General features: G+C 67.0%; 10 protein-coding genes and 2 pseudogenes. 6 read left to right on the top strand and 6 right to left on the bottom strand.

Annotated features, from left to right (window positions below; all coding sequences use genetic code 11):
* Nucleotide 1: 1 nt before the first annotated feature.
* The 3 genes from ACKN61_RS13775 to ACKN61_RS13765 form a co-directional block, all read right to left on the bottom strand.
* On the bottom strand, nucleotides 2-2,533 hold the full coding sequence (locus ACKN61_RS13775; protein ID WP_408950016.1) for a cation-translocating P-type ATPase: 2,532 nt from the start codon (nucleotides 2,531-2,533) through the stop codon (nucleotides 2-4).
* Between the two features lie 148 nt (nucleotides 2,534-2,681).
* Nucleotides 2,682-2,939 carry a DUF6868 family protein gene (locus tag ACKN61_RS13770; protein WP_408950015.1) on the bottom strand — a complete coding sequence of 86 codons (258 nt, stop codon included), beginning with the start codon at nucleotides 2,937-2,939 and terminating at the stop codon, nucleotides 2,682-2,684.
* 9 nt (nucleotides 2,940-2,948) lie between these two features.
* A complete protein-coding gene (locus tag ACKN61_RS13765) occupies nucleotides 2,949-3,410 on the bottom strand; it encodes an N-acetyltransferase family protein (RefSeq protein WP_408950014.1) in 462 nt (153 codons plus the stop codon).
* A 393-nt stretch (nucleotides 3,411-3,803) separates the two neighbouring features.
* Between ACKN61_RS13765 and ACKN61_RS13760 the strand changes: the two genes are divergently transcribed.
* Nucleotides 3,804-5,267: an MBL fold metallo-hydrolase gene (locus ACKN61_RS13760; protein WP_408950013.1), complete on the top strand. Its 1,464-nt coding sequence runs from the start codon at nucleotides 3,804-3,806 to the stop codon at nucleotides 5,265-5,267.
* On the opposite strand, the gene ACKN61_RS13755 is transcribed toward ACKN61_RS13760, so the two are convergent.
* Nucleotides 5,185-5,616 carry a murein L,D-transpeptidase catalytic domain-containing protein gene (locus ACKN61_RS13755; RefSeq protein ID WP_408953828.1) on the bottom strand — a complete coding sequence of 144 codons (432 nt, stop codon included), beginning with the start codon at nucleotides 5,614-5,616 and terminating at the stop codon, nucleotides 5,185-5,187. The genes ACKN61_RS13760 and ACKN61_RS13755 overlap by 83 nt on opposite strands.
* Nucleotides 5,507-5,821: pseudogene (locus ACKN61_RS13750) on the bottom strand (hypothetical protein); the annotation flags it as partial. The gene ACKN61_RS13755 and the pseudogene ACKN61_RS13750, both read right to left, overlap by 110 nt.
* A gap of 325 nt (nucleotides 5,822-6,146) precedes the next feature.
* Between ACKN61_RS13750 and ACKN61_RS13745 the strand changes: the two are divergent.
* From ACKN61_RS13745 to ACKN61_RS13735, 3 genes are all read left to right on the top strand, one after another.
* Nucleotides 6,147-9,014, top strand: a complete 2,868-nt coding sequence (locus tag ACKN61_RS13745) for a M16 family metallopeptidase (protein WP_408950012.1) — start codon at nucleotides 6,147-6,149, stop codon at nucleotides 9,012-9,014.
* A gap of 45 nt (nucleotides 9,015-9,059) precedes the next feature.
* On the top strand, nucleotides 9,060-9,233 hold the full coding sequence (locus tag ACKN61_RS13740; RefSeq protein ID WP_408950011.1) for a hypothetical protein: 174 nt from the start codon (nucleotides 9,060-9,062) through the stop codon (nucleotides 9,231-9,233).
* 524 nt (nucleotides 9,234-9,757) lie between these two features.
* Nucleotides 9,758-12,808: an autotransporter domain-containing protein gene (locus ACKN61_RS13735; RefSeq protein WP_408950010.1), complete on the top strand. Its 3,051-nt coding sequence runs from the start codon at nucleotides 9,758-9,760 to the stop codon at nucleotides 12,806-12,808.
* Between the two features lie 137 nt (nucleotides 12,809-12,945).
* On the opposite strand, the gene ACKN61_RS13730 is transcribed toward ACKN61_RS13735, so the two are convergent.
* Nucleotides 12,946-13,347 carry a hypothetical protein gene (locus ACKN61_RS13730; RefSeq protein ID WP_408950009.1) on the bottom strand — a complete coding sequence of 134 codons (402 nt, stop codon included), beginning with the start codon at nucleotides 13,345-13,347 and terminating at the stop codon, nucleotides 12,946-12,948.
* A gap of 698 nt (nucleotides 13,348-14,045) precedes the next feature.
* Between ACKN61_RS13730 and ACKN61_RS13725 the strand changes: the two are divergent.
* Nucleotides 14,046-14,621: pseudogene (locus ACKN61_RS13725) on the top strand (ESPR-type extended signal peptide-containing protein); the annotation flags it as partial.
* 24 nt (nucleotides 14,622-14,645) lie between these two features.
* Nucleotides 14,646-20,708, top strand: coding sequence for a hypothetical protein (locus ACKN61_RS13720; protein WP_408953827.1), 6,063 nt, complete (start codon nucleotides 14,646-14,648; stop codon nucleotides 20,706-20,708).
* Nucleotides 20,709-20,721 lie beyond the last annotated feature (13 nt).

Here is a 20,721-nt window from a genome sequence, read left to right as displayed (position 1 = left end):
CTCAGCCGCTGCGCTGGCGGCTAAGGCGCATGCGGGCGAGCCCGTTGCGGCCGAGTTCGACCATCGCCAATCCGGCCAGCGGCATGAGCAAGGCCAGGCAGGACAGACCGAGCGGAGGCGGCGCGAAGCGGAACCAGGCGCCGGGCGCCTGGAAACGCGTGATCAACAACAGCAGGCTCAGCGCCGCCACCACCAGGATCCAGAATGCCTTGCCGGTCGGGCCGAACCAGCGCGCATAGCCGAAGCCGCGGTTGACGACGATCAGCCCGAGGTTTCCCGAGATCAATGCGATGAAGGAGAGCGCTGCCAATTGCGGCGTCGGCAGGGCGCCGCCGCGCCCGAGGAAATAAACGGCCGCCACCGCCGCGAACACGACCATGCCCCGGCCCAGACTGCCCGACAGGGTCGGCAGGTCGAGCAAACGCCGCGAAGGCGGCCGGGGAGGGCGCTGCATGATCTGCGCCGATGCGGGCTCGCGCTCGAACACCAGCGCCGAGGCCGGGTCGATGATCAGCTCCAGGAACACCACGTGCAGCGGCATCAGCATCATCGGCGCGCCGATGATCAGCGGCAGCAGCGCCAGGCCGGTGATCGGCACGTGCACGGCCAGGATGTAGCGGATGGCGCGCAGGATATTGTCGTAGATCAGGCGCCCCTGGCGCACCGCTTCGACCACGGTGACGAAGTCGTCGTCGAGCAGGACGATGGACGCCGCCTCGCGGGCGACATCGGTGCCGCGCTTGCCCATCGCGATGCCGACGTGGGCGGCCATCAGCGCCGGCGCGTCGTTGACGCCGTCGCCGGTCATCGCCACCACCTCGCGGTTCCGCTTCAATGCATCGATCAGGCGCAGTTTGTGATCCGGTTTCACCCGCGCGAACACGTCGGTATCGCGCACACGCTGGGTCAGGGTCTTCTCGTCGAGCGCTTCCAGCTCGCTTCCGAGCATGGCGGCGTCGGCCCGCCGCAGTCCGGCCTGCGCGGCGATCGTGCGGGCGGTATCGAGATGGTCGCCGGTCAGCATCACGACCCGTATGCCGGCCGCCTGGGCCTCGGCGACCGCGTCGCGAACGCCCGCTCGCAACGGGTCCTCGAACCCGAGCAGGCCGCGCCACTCGAAGCGAAAGCCGTGAGGCGTGGACGGAAGCGAGGCAGGGCCGTCCTGCCAGACCGCCGAGGCCGCGGCGATGACGCGCAAGCCGCGGCGCGCCATGTCCGCGGCGAGTTGCATCACCGCCGATCGCTGTTCGCGGCTCAGCGCGCACAGCTCGGCGACGGTTTCCGGCGCGCCCTTGCCGGCGACCGCTAGGCCGGGTTCGTCGGGGAGCTGCCAGACGTGGGTCACCGCAGGCAGGTCTTTGGAAAGCGGGTATTCGCGGACGCGGTGCGTTTCCGTCTTCGGCGCGGTCGCGGCCGAACCGGCCACGGCGGCGCGGATGGCGAGGTCCATCGGGTCGAACGAGTGCTCCGAGCAGGCGCGGCCGGCGCAATCGAGCAGCGCCGCCAGCCTGGGGGAGAGCCGCGCCGTCGGGTTCGAGCGCTCGTCGCCCCGCGCCAGCTCGACCAGGGTCATCTGGTTGGTGGTCAGGGTGCCGGTCTTGTCCGTGCACAACACGGTCACCGAACCCAGGGCTTCGATCGCCGGCGCGCGCCGGATCAGGGCGTTGCGGCGCGCCATGCGCCAACTGCCCAAGGCGAGAAACACGGTAAGCACGACCGGGAATTCCTCGGGGATATTGGCCATGGCCAGGGTGATGCCGGCCAGCAGGCCTTGCAGCCAGTCGCCGCGGGTCCAGCCGTACAGCAGCGCGACCAACGCGCTGACGCTCAGGCCGAGTACCGCGAACACCAGCACCGCATAGCGGATTTCCCGCTGCATCGGCGTCGGTGGCGAGCGCAAGGTGTGCAGCGCTTCGCCTATCCGGCCCACCGCCGTGGCGATGCCGATGGCGGTCACGCGAGCGACGGCATGCCCGCGCACCACCAGGGTGCCGGCATGGATGAGGTTCTTGTCCGGCTCGGCCGCCGCCGCGGCGCCACGTTGCACCGGCATCGATTCGCCGGTGAGCATGGACTCGTCGAGCATCAGGTCGCCGTCGTCCAGCACCCGCGCATCCGCCGGAACGCGGTCGCCCTCGGCGACCAGAATCAGGTCGCCGACCACGAGCTGCGAGGAGGGCAGCGACCGGACCAGGCCGTCGCGGATCGCCCGCGCCTGCGGCGTGCTCAGCTCGCGCAGGGCCTGCAGCGCGCGCTCGGAGCGATAGTCCTGGTACGCGGTCAGGCCGATCACCAGCGCGACCGAGGCGGCCAGCGCCGCGGCTTCCTCGGCATCGCCCAACAGCAGGTAGACGGCCGAGGCGAAGATCAGCAGCAGGAGCATCGGCTCGCGCAACACGCCGGCCAGGATGCGCAGCCAGTTGCGACGGTCCGGTTCCGGCAGCCGGTTCGGCCCTGCGGCCTGCAGCCGGCGCGCGGCCTCTTCGCTCGACAGTCCGGTCGGGTGGGCGCGGACCCCCTGGCTGGATTCCATATCGTTCGTCCTCGCTGGCTCGACGGCGCTCATGCGCGAGGCCGACCGATGGCGCCGCGACCCCGGCGCATAGAGACGCTGCGCCCGGAGCTTGCGCCGCAGCGGCTCGCGCAAGGCCGGAACCCCGTCCATCGGGACCCGCCCGGCCTCAGAAATACGGTGTGTAGCGGATGAAGCAAAGCACCAGGCAGGGAACGATGAGGAACATCCAGATCGCGATCTTGTACAGCCCGAACAGGAGATAGGCCGTCGCGTCGAAGCGCGCCGTCGAGAGCTGGAACCAGCGGCGATGCAGTCGATACATGGCGTCGTGAAACATCACGAAGACCACGAATCCGAGCAGCAACAGACCGTAGTTGAAGATCGCGCACCACATCAGGAAGCCAGGCCACAGTGCCGGGTCCATGGGCAGGCCTCACAAGGTCAGTTCGTGGATGACCTGGCTGGCGTCGTCGGGGTCGGTCACGGTGCGGAAGCCCAGATAGGCGGCGAGCTCGTGCATCTGCCGGTTCTCGGCGGAGTCGACCGAATACATCCTGTGAATGCCGCGGAGCTTTGCGACCTGAATCAGGTGCTTCATCAGCACCGCTCCCAGGCCCTTGTTTTGCCATTCGTCATCGACGGTAACCGCGCACTCGCATTGCGAGCCGTCTTGCGCGGTGCTGTATCGGCTGACTCCGACGATCCTGCCTTCGTCGGCGCTGTCGAACGCGGCGAAGGCGACATCGTGGGTGTAGTCGATGTCCGTCAGCTGGCGGATGAACGCGTCGCTGGGGCGGCGGGTCTGTCCGAGGAAGCGAAAACGCCGGCTCTGGTCCGACAGTCCTTCGATGAATTCGCGTTCGGCCGCGCCGTCGCTCGCGGCGATGGGGCGCATCGTCACCTGGCGACCGTCGCGCAAGGTGTCCGACCAGCGCGGCGTATCGGGACCGATGCCGTCTGAGGCGGATAGGGATTGGGTGGTCATGGCGTGCTCCCGGAGGGTCGTTTCAGGCTAGGCCGGCGGCTGCCGGCTGCATTGATCCAGGTCAACTCCTTTCGTGCGGGGGCTGACCCAGATCAATGCCGCGCCGCCAGTCGGACTGCAATCTGGCCCTACAGCCCGATCGGCCCTGTTCACGGCCGCGTTTCCTCGGTACGACGAGGGCAAGAGCGGGCGATGAATCCGCGCGCCGGCTCGGTCCGCTCCGGCGAGACGGATACCGACGGCGTCGTCGCCTAGGGACTGTTCGCGGCTCCACGGACCCAAACACGAAAGAGGTAACGCGCCATGGGCATCGCCACGTCCGAAGCCTCCGTCTTCCGTTTGACCTTCCTGGGTGCGACCGGCACCGTCACCGGCTCCAGATACCTGGTCGAAGCCGGCGACAAGCGGCTGCTCGTGGATTGCGGGTTGTTTCAAGGCTACAAAACGCTTCGCTTGCGCAATTGGGCGCCGTTCCCTGTGGATCCGGCGTCGATCGATGCGGTCGTGCTCACGCATGCGCACCTGGACCATAGCGGCTACCTGCCCAAGCTGGTGGACGAAGGCTTCGAAGGCGTCGTCTGGTGCACGCCGGCGACGCGCAGACTGTGCGGAATTCTGCTGCCCGATTCCGCCCATCTGTTGGAGGAGGAGGCAGGCCACGCCAACCGGCTCGGCACGACCAAACACCGCCCGGCCGAGCCGCTGTACGAGGTGGCGTCCGCGCATACGGCCGTGCGACGGATGCGCGCCTGGGAGTTCGAGACGCCGTTCGAACCGGTGCCCGGGGTGACCGCTCGTTTCAGGAGCCAGGGACATATCCTCGGCGCCGCCGCCGTCACCCTCGAATACCGCGGCGTGCGCCTAACCTTCAGCGGCGATATCGGCCGTTACAGCGACCCGGTGATGCAGCCGCCGAGCGCACCGGCGGCCAGCGACTGGATCGTCGCCGAATCGACCTACGGCGACCGCGAGCATCCGCCGGGCGGCATGAAACAGGAACTGCGCGATGCGCTCAAGCCCGTATTGCAACGCGGCGGCGTCGCCGTGATCCCGGCCTTCGCGGTCGGCCGGGCGCAATCCTTGCTGCACGTGATCGCGCAGTTGCAGGAGGACAAGGAGCTTCCGCCTGCGCCGATCTATCTCAACAGTCCGATGGCCACCGACGTGACCTCGCTGTACCGCCAGTATTCCGGCCAGCTGCGCTTAGACGAGACGGCTTTGGAAAAGATGTATCGCAACACGCGGATCATCAACAGCCCGGAGGAGTCCAAAGAGCTCAATCGCCGAAAGGGGCCGATGGTGATCGTATCGGCCAGTGGCATGGTGACCGGCGGGCGCGTGCTCCATCACCTGATCGCGTTCGCTCCAGACCCGCTCAACGCGATCATTCTGTGCGGCTACCAGGCAGGCGGCACGCGCGGAGCGCTTTTGGCCGGCGGGGCGCGCCGTGTGCGCATCTATGGGGAGGAGGTCGAAATCAATGCCGAGCTCAGGCAGCTGGCGTCGGCGTCCGCGCACGCCGATGCTTCTGAGATCATCGCCTGGCTGCGTTCGGGCCCGGTCCGCCCGCGCGCGGTGTTCGTGACCCACGGCGAACCGAACGCGGCCGACCGGCTGCGCGTTCGCATCGAGCACGAGCTCGGGTGGAGCGCCTGCGTGCCGGAGTTCGGCGCGACCGTAGATCTCATGTCCAAGACCGCCGAGCTCGGATTGGCGACTCTCGATCGCCCGGCACTTGGGCATGTCGGTGCGCCGTTGTCCCGCTAGCGGTCGACGACGGGCCAGCACAGTCCGAAGCCAGAGCGGGAACCACGTGGCGGGCGCCGTGCATGACGAGCGCCCGTGCTCGCGCCTTGTCGTTGATGCCCGGTACCTGGCCTTCCATGCGCAGCGAATAGCCATTGCCGCCGATATAGGTATCGGCCGTCAGGACCAGGCCGAGGCTTCGAATGATGCCTGCCGTTGCGGTTGGAAAAAGCGGTCGCGAACTTATCGCCGCTGTCGCGACCGTGCGCGACGTCGGTGTACGGCAAACGGGCCTTCGGCAGATCGAAGACCCATAGGCGTCGCTGGTCGAAGGCAGCGAATAATCGATCAGGGCCAATCGCTGAGGCACGGATACGGCACTGGAGGCCGGATACTCCGCAACGGAATCGGCATGCAGGGCCAATCGGCGTCTCATGCCGGGCCTTGCCGGCGCTCACCTTCGAGATGCCGATGCGTACGCCGTTGCGGTACACATAAGCACGTTGATCCCGCAGGCTGACCAGAAGCGTGACCAGGCCTCGCGGCGACAGCTGCGGCGTCCAGCGTAGTCCCATTCCGGCAGCGCTGACGGCGCGCGACCCGTCGATTTCCGGCGCCGCCTGCGCGAATTCATTGCCCTGCAGTCTGTGCTGCCATCGATGCCCGCGCTTGATCAGGATCAATCGACCCCGACCGGTTCGCGGATCGATAGTTCTGCGCCATCAACGAATGCCGTCGAGTCAGATTCCGGCGGAGGCGAATAGGGCGCGTTTGATTAATGCTCGGCTTCCGCAGTCACACTTGTGGCGGCCGGGTACGGGAACTATTGCCGATGGCTTTCCGTCTATCGCGGACCTCGCCCGCGATGATCGGGCGTTTCGTTAGATTTTAGGAAAGCCCATGGCATTAAATAAACGTTGGCTATTGGCCGCGTGTTTGTTCGCCGCCTCGTCGTTTCCCGCGCTCGCCGCGCAACCCGGCGCCTTCAAACTGCCCAAGGGGGCGAGCGCGGGCGCCTGCATGGAAGGGGTCTGCGAGTATCGGCTCGGCAACGGCATGCGCGTGCTGTTGCTTCCCGATGCCAGCGAATCGAAGTTGATCGTCAACCTGGTCTACGGCGTCGGTTCGGCGCATGAAAACTATGGCGAAGCCGGCATGGCGCATCTGCTCGAACACATGCTGTTCAAGGGCACGCCGACTCACGCCGATATCTTCGCCGAACTGAGCAAGCGCAGCATCGACGCCAACGCCACCACGACGACCGACTACACCAACTACCATTCTTCGTTCGCCGCCGACGCCGCCAAGCTGGATTGGTTGCTCGGCATGGAGGCCGATCGCATGGTGCACTCGCGCGTCGCGCGCGAGGATCTCGATCGGGAAATGACCGTAGTCCGCAACGAGATGGAGAATCGCGACGACGATCTGTCCGGCGTACTCTACGAAAGCGTGGCCTCCACCGCCTATCAGTGGCACCACTACGGGAAACGGATCATCGGTGCGCGCAGCGATGTCGAAAACGTGCGCATCGAGCGTTTGCAAGCGTTCTATCGCGCCTGGTACCGGCCCGACAACGCTACCTTGGTGATCGCCGGCGGTTTCGACCCGGCGCAGGCCTTGAACTCGGTGGCGCGCCGTTTCGGCAAGATCGCCCGGTCCCGCACGCCGATGCAGACGGTGTACACCGCCGAGCCCGCGCAAGCCGGCGAGCGCGAGGTCACGGTGCGGCGTGTCGGTGGCTACAGCCAGTTGTTGGCGGCATATCACGTGCCGGCGGCGACGCACGCCGATTCCCCGGCGTTGCAGATCCTGGGCGAAATCTTGCAGGGGCCGGTGGGCGAGCGTCTGTACGCGACGGTGGTAGGCAATCGGCATGCCGTCAGCGCGGGCGCAAGCACGCAGTGGCTGCGAGCCCCGGGGCTGTGGATGGCCTACGCGACTTTGGCGAAGGACTCCGACATCGCGGCCACCCAGAATCTTCTGTTGACTCAAGTCGAAGGGCTGGACAAGCGGCCGATCCTTGCCGCGGAAGTCGACGCGGCCAAGCAGCTTCTGCGGCAGAATTTCGCTCGCGAAGTCACCGACGCCGGCCGGCTGGCGATGGCGCTTACCCCCGCGATCAGTGTCGGCGATTGGCGTTTGTACTTCCGTTATCGCGATAGCCTGGAGACAGTCGACGCCGAGCAGGTGAACCGCGTCGCGCGTACCTATTTGCGGCCGGCCAACCGTACCCTGGGGCGCTTGCTGGCGACCGCATCGCCGCAGCGAGTGGTCATCCCGGATGCACCTTCGCCCGCATCCCTGTTATCGGATTACGCAGGCAAGGCCGAGGCCGACACGGTCGAACGCTTCGATGCATCGCTTTCCAATATCCGGCAACGCACCCGGTTCGTGCACATCGACACCGGCTCCGGCGATGGATTGCGCCTGGCCTTGTTGCCCAAGAAGAGCCGCGGCAACAAAGTCGTGGTCGAGGCCTTCTTCAGTTTCGGCGATGTCGAGAGCTTGCGTGGCCGCGATACGGCGGCACAAGCCGCCGGCGAGCTCCTGGGCGACGGAAACTTCAAGATGAGCGCCGCGGAACTGGCGGTGGAACTGGCCAGACTCAATTCCACGATCGATCTGGGGGGCGGCCTGCAATCGGCGCATTTGTCGTTGAACACGCAACGCGAGCAGTTGGGCAAGACCTTGTCCTTGGCCGAGCGCCTGTTGCGCACGCCGCGCTACAGCGATGCCCAGGTCGAGCAATACAAACAACGCGCGACGCTCGGCCTGCAAGCCGCTCGCGAGGATGCGAACAGCATCGTCGGCGATGCCATGACGCGTCATTTCGATCCCTGGCCGGTCGGCCATCCGATGCGCCAGGCCGATGCCGAACGATCCCTGGCCGACATCCGCGCCCTGACCAGCGAACAAGTGCGGGCGTTTCATCGGGACTTCTATGGGACCGCGAACGGGGTGATCAGCGTGGTCGGCGATTTCGATCCGGTCGAGACCGAGCGGGAACTGCGCCGGCTGTTCGCCGATTGGAAGGCCCCGCGCGCCCATGCGCCGGTTGCCAGGCGCCATGTCGCGGTCCCGGCCGAGCATCGCAGCTTCGCGACGCCCGACAAGGACAGTGGCGTGCTGTTGGCGCGCAGCAATATTCCCTTGATCGAATACACCGACGACGCGTTCGCGTTGAGGGTGGCGAACCGGATTCTCGGCGGCCATACCATCGATTCGCGGTTGGGACAGCGGATTCGCGACCGGGGCGGGCTGAGTTACAGCGTCGCCAGTATGCTCGACGCCCAGCCCAGCCTCGACGGCCGCGACGATGCAGGCAGCTGGATGGTTCACGCGACCTCCGCTCCGCAGAATCTCGCGCAAGTCGAGCGCGGCGTACGCGAAGAACTCGATCGCCTGCTGCGCGATGGCGTGAGCGCCGATGAAGTGCGCACCGTGGCGGCGGCGATGCGCGCCGAACAGGAACAGGCCCGCGGCACGGATGCCGGCTTGGCCTCGTTGCTCGGCGGTCTCATGTATTACGGCCGCAGCCTGAATTTCCTGGCCGAGTACGATCGGAAAATGGCCGCGCTCAGCGCCGAATCGGTGAATGCCGCGATCCGGAAATACCTCAAGCCGGAACAGTTCAGCTTTTACGTGGCGGGCGATATCGATGGCGCCAAGGGTGAGGCCAAGCGCGATGGCGGAGCGGCCCCGACCGGCGAGCACGGTATCGAAGGCGATGCAGTGAAACCCGTTGTCGGCGAGGCCGCGGTGCGGTGATGCGATCGGTCTGCTGCATCGGGTTGGCCGCCGCCGGAGTCGCCCTTGCCGGTGCAGGTATTCGACTGGGACAGGCCGCGCAGTGCCTTCGCGGTAATCGACGGCGACGTTGTGCAAACGGACCGTGCCGGCATCGGCATCGGCGATTCGTTTCAGGCCGGGCTGCGACCGTGCAAGCGCCTGAACGAAGACCTTCGATGCGCGCGACTACAGGTGTGACAGCGTTGGGGTGTCGTTGTCTTGCATGCGTTACAAGATCGGGACGCCGTTCGATGTCGGTGTAGCGGCGTCTCGGCGAAGCAATGCCGCCTGTATTCGCAAGAGTACGGTCGGCTCCTGCTTTCGATTCGCGCGTACGTTTGCGGCCTTCGGCTTCGAGTGCAAGCCGTCGCCAGCGTGCCCGCGATCACGGCGAGCGAGAAAACCGTCACGCATGGCGCGCGTCGGTGTAGGGGGATACGGCGGTCATCACGTTATTGCAGCGGGCGCCCACTCACTAGGACCCAAACCGACCGAGGCGAACCGGCAAGCCGCGAAAGCGGCCGTCGGAAATCGGCAGCTGTTGATCTGCAGCTGTCGATCGGCAGATCGGAATCCACGGTCGGCGGCCTTCGTCGCCGTCCTTCATCGTCGTTATCGAAGAGGAACCACGCTCCATGCCATCCCGTATTGCCCCGGTTGCGGTTCCGCGAGCGCTCGGCGCACGCGCTCAGCCTTTGTCCCTCGCGATCGCTTGTGTCCTGTTGTTCGCATCCGCGCCTTCGTCGGCGCAAGTCGCCGCACCCGGCGAGCACGATGGCCGCTACGGCGATGCCGACAGTTGGCGCAGCAAAGAGTTCGAGAGGGACTGGGGCCTGGGCGCGATCAACGCCCATCATGCCTACGCGCGCGGCCTGACCGGCGCGGGCATCGCCTTGGGCCAGTACGACAGCGGCGTGGCCCTGGACCATGCCGAATTCGCCGGGCGCGGGCACGTCAGTCTCAGCCTGGGCGCATCGGGCTGTATTTCCGACCCAGGCGTCATCGTCTTTCGCGGGCCGGGCCGCTGTTTCTCGACGCGCGGCGATGCGCCCACGCGCGAATTCAGTTTCGTCTATCCCGCCCGCACCGCGCCGTATCAATACGCCGGTTACGGCAACCACGGCACGCACGTGGCCGGCACCATGGTCGCTCAGCGCGACGGCGTCGGCATGCACGGCGTGGCGATGGGCTCGCGACTGGTGACAGCGCGTTTCTTCGGCGACACCATTTATCGTTGGGACCAGGGCGCCGACGGCACCTGGAAGCGCGCCGCCATCGCCAGCAGCGGCGTCGGCGGCGAGGCCGAGGTGGTTACGGATTTTTATCGGCAACTGAGTGCGCACGGTGTGCGTGCGGCGAACCTGGAGATCTGGTTGCCGATCGCCAACTCGCCGCAGGCCAACACCCTGGCCGCGGTCGAACAAACGTATCGCGACTATCAGTCCTCTTACGACGCGTACATGGACGGCGCGATCCGGCACGGCATCGTCAACGTCGTCGCCTTGGGCAACGACTCCGGCCGCATCGCCAACATCTATCCCGGCATGGCGGCGTTCCGCCCCGAAGCGCAGCCGTATTGGCTCAGCGTGGCGAACGTGCAGCGCTCCGGCGCCGGCGGTTACGTCATCTCGCCGAGTTCCAGCATCTGCGCCTACACCAAGGACTGGTGCGTGGCCGCGCCGGGCACTTTGATCAACTCCACCAGCATCGGCGGCTCCCTGCAGGGGCAGATCGAAGGCGAGCTTAGCGGCGAGCAGGCCCTGCAGATCCGGCTCGGCCAGACCAAGCCGGTATTGAACTACGCCGACCTCAGCGGCACCTCGATGGCCGCGCCGCACGCGATCGGCGCGATGGGGCTGTTGTTCGAGCGCTTTCCGTATCTGAGTGGCCCGCAGGTGCGCGACGTGTTGCTGACCACGGCGACCGACCTCGGCGTGGCCGGGGTGGACCAGATCTACGGCTGGGGCCTGATCGACCTGAAGAAGGCGATCGACGGGCCGGCTCAAATACTGAAAGACAGCGACGTGGCGATGGACCGCGCCGCCGGCGGCCTCAAGGTGTGGGAAGGCGACGCCTGGGACGATTGGCGCAACGACATCGGCGGCCCCGGAGTGTTGAGCAAGTCCGGCGCGGGTTGGTTGCGCCTGAGCGGCGACAACGCCTTCGGCGGCCTCAAGGTCAAACAGGGCGTACTGGAACTCACCGGCGACAACCGCTATCCCGCGCAGGTCGAAGGCGGCACCTTGTTGGTCAACGGCAGCCTGACGAGCGCATCGCTGCCGGTGCGGGCCCAGGGCGAACTCGCCGGCAGCGGCCGCATCGTCGGCGATGTGCTGATGCAGGGCCGCGTGTCGCCGGGCAATTCCATCGGCACCTTGAGCGTGCAGGGCGATTACGTGCAGGCCGCCGGTTCCAGTTATCTCGTCGAACTCGCGTCCGACGGCCGCGCCGACCGCATCGAGGTGAGCGGCAAGGCGACCATCGAAGGCGGCGCCTTGCAGGTGGCGTATGCGCCGGGGCAATACCTGCTCGGCCAGCGCTTCAACGTCATCAATGCAGCCGGCGGCGTCGCCGGGCAGTTCGCGGCGCTGGAACAGGCCTGGCTGTCGCCGTTCCTGAAGTTCGGCCTCAGCTATGCGGCCAGCCAGGTCGATCTGAGCGTGGTACGCGGCGCCTCGTTCGCTTCGGTGGCGCGCACCCGCAATCAACTCGCGGCGGCGGCCGCAGCCGACCGCCTCGCGGTCGGGCAGGGCCTGCCGCAACCGCTGACCCAACTGTTCCCGGAACAGGCGCTGGCCGCGCTCGATGGCTTGAGCGGCGAAGGCTACGCCAGCCTGCGTTCGATCCTGCTCGACGACAGCCGCCACCTGCGCGAAGCCGCGCTGGTGCGTACGAGCAACGGCGGCGGATGGGCGGGCGAGAGCGACGGCGAGGGTGACGAGTTGAGGCAAGGAGCGTGGATCGAGCTGTTGAAGTCCGGCGGCACCCTCGATGGCGACGGCAATGCCGCGCGCAACGAGTACCGCGGTTCGACCACGCTGCTCGGTTACGACTATCGCTTCGACGGCGGCTGGCGCCTCGGTGCGCTCGCCGGCCGCGGCCGCATCGACAGCGACAACGGCCGTCTCGACCGGGGCCGCGTCCGCGCCACCCAGTTTGGGTTGTACGGCGGCCGTCGCTGGGGCGGGTTCGGCCTCAGCGCCGGTGTGGCCGTCGCGCGCCAGAGCGTCGAGCTCGATCGCCGCATCGGCTTCGACGGTTTCGCCGATCGCACCCGTGCGTCTTACGACGCCGACACCCGGCAGGGCTTCGTCGAAGGCGCGTATCGCTTGCAGGCCGGCGCCTGGGACTTCGAGCCCTATGCGCAGCTCGCCCAGGTGCGGGTGAACAGCGATTCGTTCCAGGAAAATGGCGGAGCCGCGGCCTTGAACGGTCGCGCTGCCGAAAGCCGCGTCGACCTGTCGACGCTCGGGTTGCGCTTCGATGTCGGCCTGAAGGGGGAGCAGCAGGATCAGAGTTGGTTGAGCCTGCGCGGTGGCCTGGCGCGTCGCCATGCCGGCGGCGAGCTGACGCCGCAGACCCAGGTGGCTTGGCGCGGCGGCGATAGCTTCAGCGTGGCCGGCGCGCCCTTGGGCGAAGACGCCACCCTGGTCGAAGCCGGCCTGGTGGCACGCCTGAGCCCGAGCAGCCTGCTGGAATTGAACTACAGCGGCCAGTTCGCCGACGAAGCGCACGACCACGGCATCAACGCGCGTTACTCGCTGCGCTTCTGAGCTGGGCGCTTCCGATCCGTGCCGAGGGGGCACCCGACGCCGCGACGGCCACCCCGTCGCGGCGTTTTCTTCTTCGCCGCACACGCCGAGTCGTTGCGGCAGGCAGGCCCCGGGCAGCGCCGGGTCGCCGCAGCGGTTCAGCGGTTGCGCCGGTGCGGGACCTCATCGACCGGATGGCGTTGCGCGCTCACCGACAGCAAGGACAGCAGTTCCTCGATGCGCGCGTCGGCATACATTTCGAACGGGGTGCGGTAATAAAACTGGGCGAGCGGATAATTCATGAACCAATACAGCATTTGCTCGGCATTTTCGTGGTTGCCGCGCGCCGCCGACAATATCCGCACCAAATTGCGCAGGGCGATCTGAAGTCCAGCCGAGCCGTGTTGGTTTTTAGCGGCCATGCGTTCTTGCGGGTTGGAGATGGCGTTCAGGTCCTTGGCCCGGATCCCCAGCGCCGCGATGACCCGCTTCGGGGATATATGGACGGAGCCGGGCACCCGAAGGGAATCCATGAATATCTCGAACTCGGCTTCGGTCATGACGGTCTCGTAATAGGCGCGCACGGCCGCACGGGGCGGAAGATTCGGTCGGGAACCGCGGACCGGGCCGACGCTGGCCGGAGAGGCCGGCCTGCCGATAGGGCGGCGGCGGGACGGGGCGATTCGGCCGGGCCGGTACGCCAGTTGCCTAGTAGGTTTCATTTCGAGACGCAGCGCTTGTTGGGAAAGATCAATTTTTTTTCTCGGCGATCTCACTAACGGTATCGGGTCACGTTTTTGCGTGACCTAAATCGCTCTTTTTCATGGCTTTTTGCCGCCGTCCCCGGGCGGGCAGCGGCGGCACGGCATATCCGGCAAAGGGCTTGGCGAACGGCCTCTGAGCCTTCAGGGCGTTCAGCTTTGTCGTCGAGCGCGCCCCCTGCAGGCAGCGAAGAAATCACAAAAAAAATATATCTCCTTAGATGCCCGCTTCGATCAGTGTGCCTAGTGTGGCCATCACAGGGACAGCGACACAGCCGATTGGCTGGCTGCCCGGCGGGATTCGATGGCGCCTCGTCCATCGGCCACGCCCCGGGCGGTCCGGTTCGAGCGATCGAACGGCAACACATCGGCATTCAAAACCCTCCATTACACGGTTCGCTCTTAATCGGGCGTGTTAACCGCGGGCGAATATCGGTTCGACATCGATATTCAACTTTTTGAAATCGATTCGCCGGGACGGCGAAGGGGAATGACCGATGAACTTTATTTACTGCAAGGTGTGGAGCAAGAGCCTGGGTACCTGGGTGGTGGCTTCGGAGTTGGCTAAGGGCGGCAAGAAGCAGGCGCGCAAGGCTTCGTCGGCGGTGGCGTCGGCGGTGGCGCTGGTGTTGGCCGGTGCGGCGCCGCCTGTGTTATCTGCTGAGGTGAATTGGAACTGCTTGAGCGATAATCAGGCAGGTTCGTTCCGCTGCGGCGAGTTTTCCGATGTGCCTCATGGAGTTACGAGCTGGGGGACGGCCGTAGGTTATAGGGCTGTGTCATCTGCGATTAACGCGACAGCCTTCGGTGCCGAAGCATCTGCGGCAGGTCAGCATTCCACCGCCATAGGAAGGTCTGCTTCGGCTGCTACTACCAGTGGCACCGCAGTGGGCTATAACTCAGATGCAAAGGGAGTCTTTTCGACGGCAATCGGCACCCTCGCTTTTGCGGAGAAGGAGAACTCCACAGCTGTCGGTCATGATGCGGATGCGACGGGCGATCACTCCACCGCCATTGGGCAGTCCGCCCAGGCCATTGCCACCAGTGCGACCGCAATCGGCAAGCAAGCCGAGGCATCTGGGACCTATTCCACTGCGGTGGGCACTTTGTCGAAGGCGGAAGGTACGGAGTCCGTCGCCCTCGGCGAGAACGCGCAGGCGACCGGCGCGGGCGCTATCGCCCTGGGCGGTAGTTTCGCTGAGGCTTCGGCCGCCGAGGCCCTGGCCGATGATGCCATTGCGATCGGCCGCGAAGCCGATGTCAGCCTGGGCAGCATTGGCAGCATCGCCATCGGCAACAAGGCCAAGGCCAGTGCGCTAGATACCGTCGCACTGGGTCAATCGGCGACTGCAACGGCCCAGTATGCCTCTGCCTTCGGCGATTCGGCCAGCGCCTCGGCCCTCAGCGCCACTGCAGTAGGCTACCTGGCAACGGCATCGGGGCAGCGGTCCACTTCGGTCGGCACCGAATCCGATGCGACGGGCATCGAATCGGTCGCCCTCGGCGAGTTCGCCCAAGCGACTGCCGCCGGTGCCGTCGCCCTTGGCGCGGGCACCAGCACGACTGCAGCGGCGCACGCGAATGCCGTCGACTCCGTCGCGATCGGCCGCGGGGCCGGGGTCGGCGCAGCCAACACTTCGGGCATTGCCCTCGGCCGCGGCGCCACCGTCAACGGTGCCTTCGGTATCGCCCAGGGCGATGGCGTCGTGTCCGGCGCGACCGGCCGCAACGTCGCCATCGGTTCGACCGGTACCACCGCCAACAGCAGCAGCGCCATCGGCGGCGCCGTGGCCATCGGCCGCGCCCAGACCGCCAACGGCAACGGTGCGGTCGCCATCGGCGATCCGAATACCGCGACCGGCACCGGCGCGGTGGCGGTCGGTGCGGACAACAACGCCAACGGCCAGGGCGCCGTGGCCTTGGGCAACCTCAACACCGCGACCGGGCAGGGCTCGGTGGCGCTCGGCAATTCCAGCTCGGCCGGCGCCGCCGGCGCGGTAGCCATCGGCGACGGCGCCTCGGCCGGCATCGCGCGCAGCGTCGCGCTGGGCAGCGGTTCGACGACCGCCGCTGCGGTCGGCACCGCCAGCACCGTGATCCGCGGCACCACCTACACCTTCGCCGGCACCGCGCCGACCAGCACGGTCAGCGTGGGCACGGCCGGTGCCGAACGTACCGTCACCAACGTCGCCGCGGGCCGCCTCAGCGGCACCAGCACCGATGCGGTCAACGGCAGCCAGTTGTTCGCCACCAACCAGGCGGTGCAGGCGGCCGGCGCCGGCTTCGGCTTGACCGCGCAGGGCGCCAACGGCTCCAACGTCGACCCCAGCGAGGCGATCGACCTGCGCAACACCGATGGCAACATCGCCGTCAGCAAGGTCGCGGGCGACAACAACGTCAACTTCGAGCTGGCCGACGACATCACAGTCAACAGCGTCACCGCCGGCAACAGCCGGCTCGACAACACCGGCCTGGTCATCACCGGTGGCCCGAGCGTGACCTCCGCCGGTATCAACGCCGGCAACCAGGTGATCACCAACGTTGCCGCGGGTGTTGCAGCGACCGATGGCGTCAACAAGAGCCAGCTCGATGCGGTTGGCGCGACTGCGAACGCGGGCTTCAACGTCAGCGCGCAGGGCGCCAACAGCACCAACGTCGCTCCGGGCCAAACGGTGGATCTGAAGAACACCGACGGCAACATCCTCGTCAGCAAGACCGGCGCCGACGACAACGTCAACTTCGACCTGGCCGACGACATCACCGTCAACAGCGTTACCGCCGGTGCCACCACGCTCAACAACACCGGCCTGACCATCGCCGGCGGCCCGAGCGTGACCTCGGCCGGCATCAACGCCGGTAATCAGGTGATCACCAATGTCGCCGCAGGCGTTGCCGGCACCGACGGCGTCAACAAGAGCCAGCTCGATGCGGTCGGCGCGACTGCGAACGCGGGCTTCAACGTCAGCGCGCAGGGCGCCAATAGCACCAACGTCGCCCCGGGCCAGACCGTCGACTTCAACAACAGCGACGGCAACATCGTGGTCAGCAAGACCGGCGCCGACGACAACGTCGCCTTCGACCTGGCCGACGACATCACCGTCAACAGCGTCACCGCCGGTGCCACCACGCTCAACAACACCGGCCTGACCATCGCCGGCGGCCCGAGCGTGACCTCGGCCGGCATCAACGCCGGTAATCAGGTGATCACCAATGTTGCGGCGGGCGTTGCCGGCACGGACGGCGTCAACAAGAGCCAGCTCGATGCGGTGGCTGGCGGCGCCACGACGCAGGGTATGAACTTCACCGGCAACGACGCCACCGCCGGCGATGTCCATCGCGACCTGGGCCAGACCCTGTCGATCCGCGGCGATGCGACCGCTGCCGGTACCTACAGCGGCGGCAACATCAAGACGGTGACCGACCCGACCACCGGCGCGATCAACGTGCAACTGGCCGACTCGCCGAAGTTCGGCAATGTCGTGATCAACGACGGCGGCAGCGGCCGCATCAGCGGCGTTACCGCCGGCACGGCAGCGACCGATGCGGTCAACAAGAGCCAGCTCGATGCGGTCGGCGCGACTGCCAATGCGGGCTTCAACGTCTCCGCGCAGGGCGCCAACAGCACCAACGTGGCCCCGGGCGAGACCGTCGACTTCAACAACAGCGACGGCAACATCGTGGTCAGCAAGACCGGGGCCGACGACAACGTCGCCTTCGACCTGGCCGACGACATCACCGTCAACAGCGTCACCGCCGGTGCCACCACGCTCAACAACACCGGCCTGACCATCGCCGGCGGCCCGAGCGTGACCTCGGCCGGCATCAACGCCGGTAATCAGGTGATCACCAATGTTGCGGCGGGCGTTGCCGGCACGGACGGCGTCAACAAGAGCCAGCTCGATGCGGTGGCTGGCGGCGCCACGACGCAGGGTATGAACTTCACCGGCAACGACGCCACCGCCGGCGATGTCCATCGCGACCTGGGCCAGACCCTGTCGATCCGCGGCGATGCGACCGCTGCCGGTACCTACAGCGGCGGCAACATCAAGACGGTGACCGACCCGACCACCGGCGCGATCAACGTGCAGTTGGCCGATTCGCCCAAGTTCGGCAACGTCATCGTCAACGACGGCGACACCGGCAAGATCAGCGGCGTCACCGCGGCCGATCTGAGCGCGGCGAGCACCGAGGCGGTCAACGGTTCGCAGTTGTTCCAGACCAACCAGGACGCCGTGGCGCTGGGCAATCGCGTGACCACGAACGAGGGCAACATCGCCGCGCTCAACAATGTGGTCGGCCCGACCGACCAGGCCTACCAGGACGCCAACGGCCACGGCGTGCGTTATGTGCGCACCAACGACACCGGCCTTCCCGAGTCGGATGCCTTCGCGACCGGCGCCAACTCCACCGCCGTAGGCTATAACGCCCAGGCTTCGGCCGAAGAGACGCTTGCGATCGGCGAAAATTCGCTCGCCAACAAGCTCAGCGCCATGGCGATCGGTTCCGGCGCGCAGGCGACCGGGGAGTACGCCATTGCCTTCGGCGATAACGCGCGGGCCAGCGCCGATTTCGCGCTGGCCATGGGCGACCAAGCCGAAGCCGGCCGACAGGCGGTGGCGGTTGGCACCGGCGCCAACGCCAGCGGCTCGCTCGGATCGGCGTTTGGCACCTTCGCCACCGCCGCGGGTTTCCAATCGACGGCCGTGGGTAACGAAGCAAACGCCGCGGCGGATTCGTCGGTTGCCCTCGGCGTCAATAGTCAGGCTACTCACGCCGGCAGCGTCGCGCTCGGTGCCAACGCGGTCGCCAACGGCGCCACCCTCGGCACCGCGGCTTACGTGCCGCCGGCCTCGACCTACGCGGTGGCTGGTACGGCGCCGATCGGCGAAGTCTCGATCGGCACCGTCGGCGGCGAACGTCGCCTGACCAACGTCGCAGCGGGCGCGGTCGATACCGACGCGGCCAACATCAGCCAGCTCAAGGCGGTGGACAGCAAGATCACCTCGTTGGGCCAGGATTCGCTGCTGTGGGACCCGACCGCGAACGGCGGTGCCGGTGCGTATAACGCCAACCATCTCGGCACCGGCCCGAACAAGATCGTCAACGTGGCGCCGGCCGATCTGAGCGCGGCGAGCACCGATGCGGTCAACGGCTCGCAGCTGTTCCAGACCAACCAGGACGTGGCCGCGCTCGACAGCCGCGTGACCACCAACGAAGGCGACATCGCCAACCTCGACAACCGCGTCACCACCAACGAAGGCGACATCACCAACATCAAGAACCAGATGGGCCCGACCGATCCGGCCTACCTGCAGCAGAACGGCCGCGGTACGCGTTATGCGCGCACCAACGACACCGGCCTGGCCGAGGACGATGCGCACGCCCAAGGCGTGGGTTCGACCGCGGTGGGTTACAACGCCACCAGCTCGGCTGCCGATGCGGTCGCGATCGGTCGCAACAGCCAGGCCAGCCATGCCGGCAGCGTCGCGCTCGGTGCGGGTTCGGTCGCCAACGGCAGCACGCTCGGCAATGCGGCCTACCTGGTCGGCGGCACCGCGACCGGTGAGGTCAACGTCGGCAACCGCCGCGTCACCGGGGTCGCCGCGGGTTCGGAAGACACCGATGCAGCGAACGTCGGCCAGCTCAAGGCGGTGGCGACCAGCGCCACCCAAGCCGAGCAGCGTTCGGTGAAGTACGACTGGAACGACCTCGATGCGGACGGCCAGATCGATCCGGGCGAAGTCGACTACAGCAAGGCGACCTTGGCCGGCCCGACCAGCACCGACGGCGGTGTGACCGGCGGCAGCAAGATCACCAACCTGGCCCAGGGCGAGGTGTCGGCCACGTCGACCGATGCGGTCAACGGCGCCCAGCTCTACAACGTCGCCGGCCCGAACGATGCGACCTACATCAGTCAGAACGGCCGCGGTACGCGTTATGCGCGCACCAACGACACCGGCCTGGCCGAAGCGGATGCGCATGCACAGGCGGTGGGTTCGAGCGCGGTGGGCTACAACGCCACCGCCTCGGCCGGGAACGCCGTGGCGGTGGGTCGCGATTCGGTCGCCGGCCATGCCAACTCGGTCGCGCTCGGCGCCGGTTCGTCGACCACGGTCGGCGCGCAGAGCGGCTACAACGCGGCCTATGTCGGCAGCAGCAATTCGACCGGCCAGGTCCAGGTCGGCGGCCGCACCATCGGCGGCGTGGCCGCGGGCTCGGCGGCGGACGACGCGGTCAACGTCGCCCAGCTGCAAGCCGGCGTTACCAATGCGGTGACCCAGGCCAATGCCTACACCGACACGCGCGTCGATCAGATCGCCGGCAACGTCGCCCAGTACGACAACCGCATCAGCGCGGTCGAAGGCGACGTCAACAACGTCAAGAACGGCTCGGCGGGTCTGTTCCAGGTGAGCCAGGACAACACCGCGGCTCCGACGGTCAGCGGCGCCAATGCCTCGGCCGGCGGTGCCGGTGCGGTGGCGTCGGGTACCGGCAGCACCGCCCTCGGCAACGGCGCCATCGCCTCGGCGAACAATGCCGTCGCCCTGGGCGCCGGTTCGGTGGCGAACCAGGAGGGCACCGTGTCGGTCGGTTCGGCCGGCAACGAACGCCGGGTGAGCAACGTCGCGGCCGGCACGGCCGACACCGATGCGGTCAACGTCTCGCAGTTGAAGGGCTTCACCACCGGCGGCTTGCAGTACGACAAGAACGCCGACGGCAGCAACAACACCAACAGCGTGACCTTCAACCCGAACGGCAGCGGCGAGACCACCCTGCGTAATGTCGCGGCCGGCAAGGCCCCGACCGATGCGGTCAACGTCAGCCAGTTGGGTCAAGCCGTGACCACCGCCAACAGCTACACCGACAGCCAGGTCGCCACCGTCCGCAACGACGTGTGGAAGCTCGGCGGCGACGTCCGCCGCCTGGAACGCAACATGCACTCGGGCATCGCCACGGCGATCGCGATCAAGCCGGCGCCCTACGTGGCCGGTCGCACGACGTACTACGCGGGCTTCGGTGCCTACAAGAGCGAAGCGGCGTTCGGCGTCAGCCTGCGGCATACCGCCGACAACGGACGTTGGAGCCTGGAAGGCGGTGCATCGAGCAACAGCGACGGCATCGGCGCGTACATCGGCGTGAGCGGTGTGCTGGGCGACTGAGTAAGGCGTAGTC

It is taken from the genome of Lysobacter sp. Hz25 (genome assembly GCF_046097045.1).
Lineage (GTDB): Bacteria > Pseudomonadota > Gammaproteobacteria > Xanthomonadales > Xanthomonadaceae > Lysobacter > Lysobacter antibioticus_B.
The sequence above is the reverse complement of the archived record's forward strand: the minus strand, read 5'-3'. Positions and strand labels throughout refer to the sequence as shown.

Bases quoted from the DNA above. Each gene is read 5' to 3' on its own strand.
- ACKN61_RS13775 (WP_408950016.1), bottom strand. From the start codon at position 2,533: ATGGAATCCAGCCAGGGGGTCCGCGCCCACCCGACCGGACTGTCGAGC.
- ACKN61_RS13770 (WP_408950015.1), bottom strand. From the start codon at position 2,939: ATGGACCCGGCACTGTGGCCTGGCTTCCTGATGTGGTGCGCGATCTTC.
- ACKN61_RS13765 (WP_408950014.1), bottom strand. From the start codon at position 3,410: ATGCGCCCCATCGCCGCGAGCGACGGCGCGGCCGAACGCGAATTCATC.
- ACKN61_RS13760 (WP_408950013.1), top strand. From the start codon at position 3,804: ATGGGCATCGCCACGTCCGAAGCCTCCGTCTTCCGTTTGACCTTCCTG.
- ACKN61_RS13745 (WP_408950012.1), top strand. From the start codon at position 6,147: ATGGCATTAAATAAACGTTGGCTATTGGCCGCGTGTTTGTTCGCCGCC.
- ACKN61_RS13730 (WP_408950009.1), bottom strand. From the start codon at position 13,347: ATGACCGAAGCCGAGTTCGAGATATTCATGGATTCCCTTCGGGTGCCC.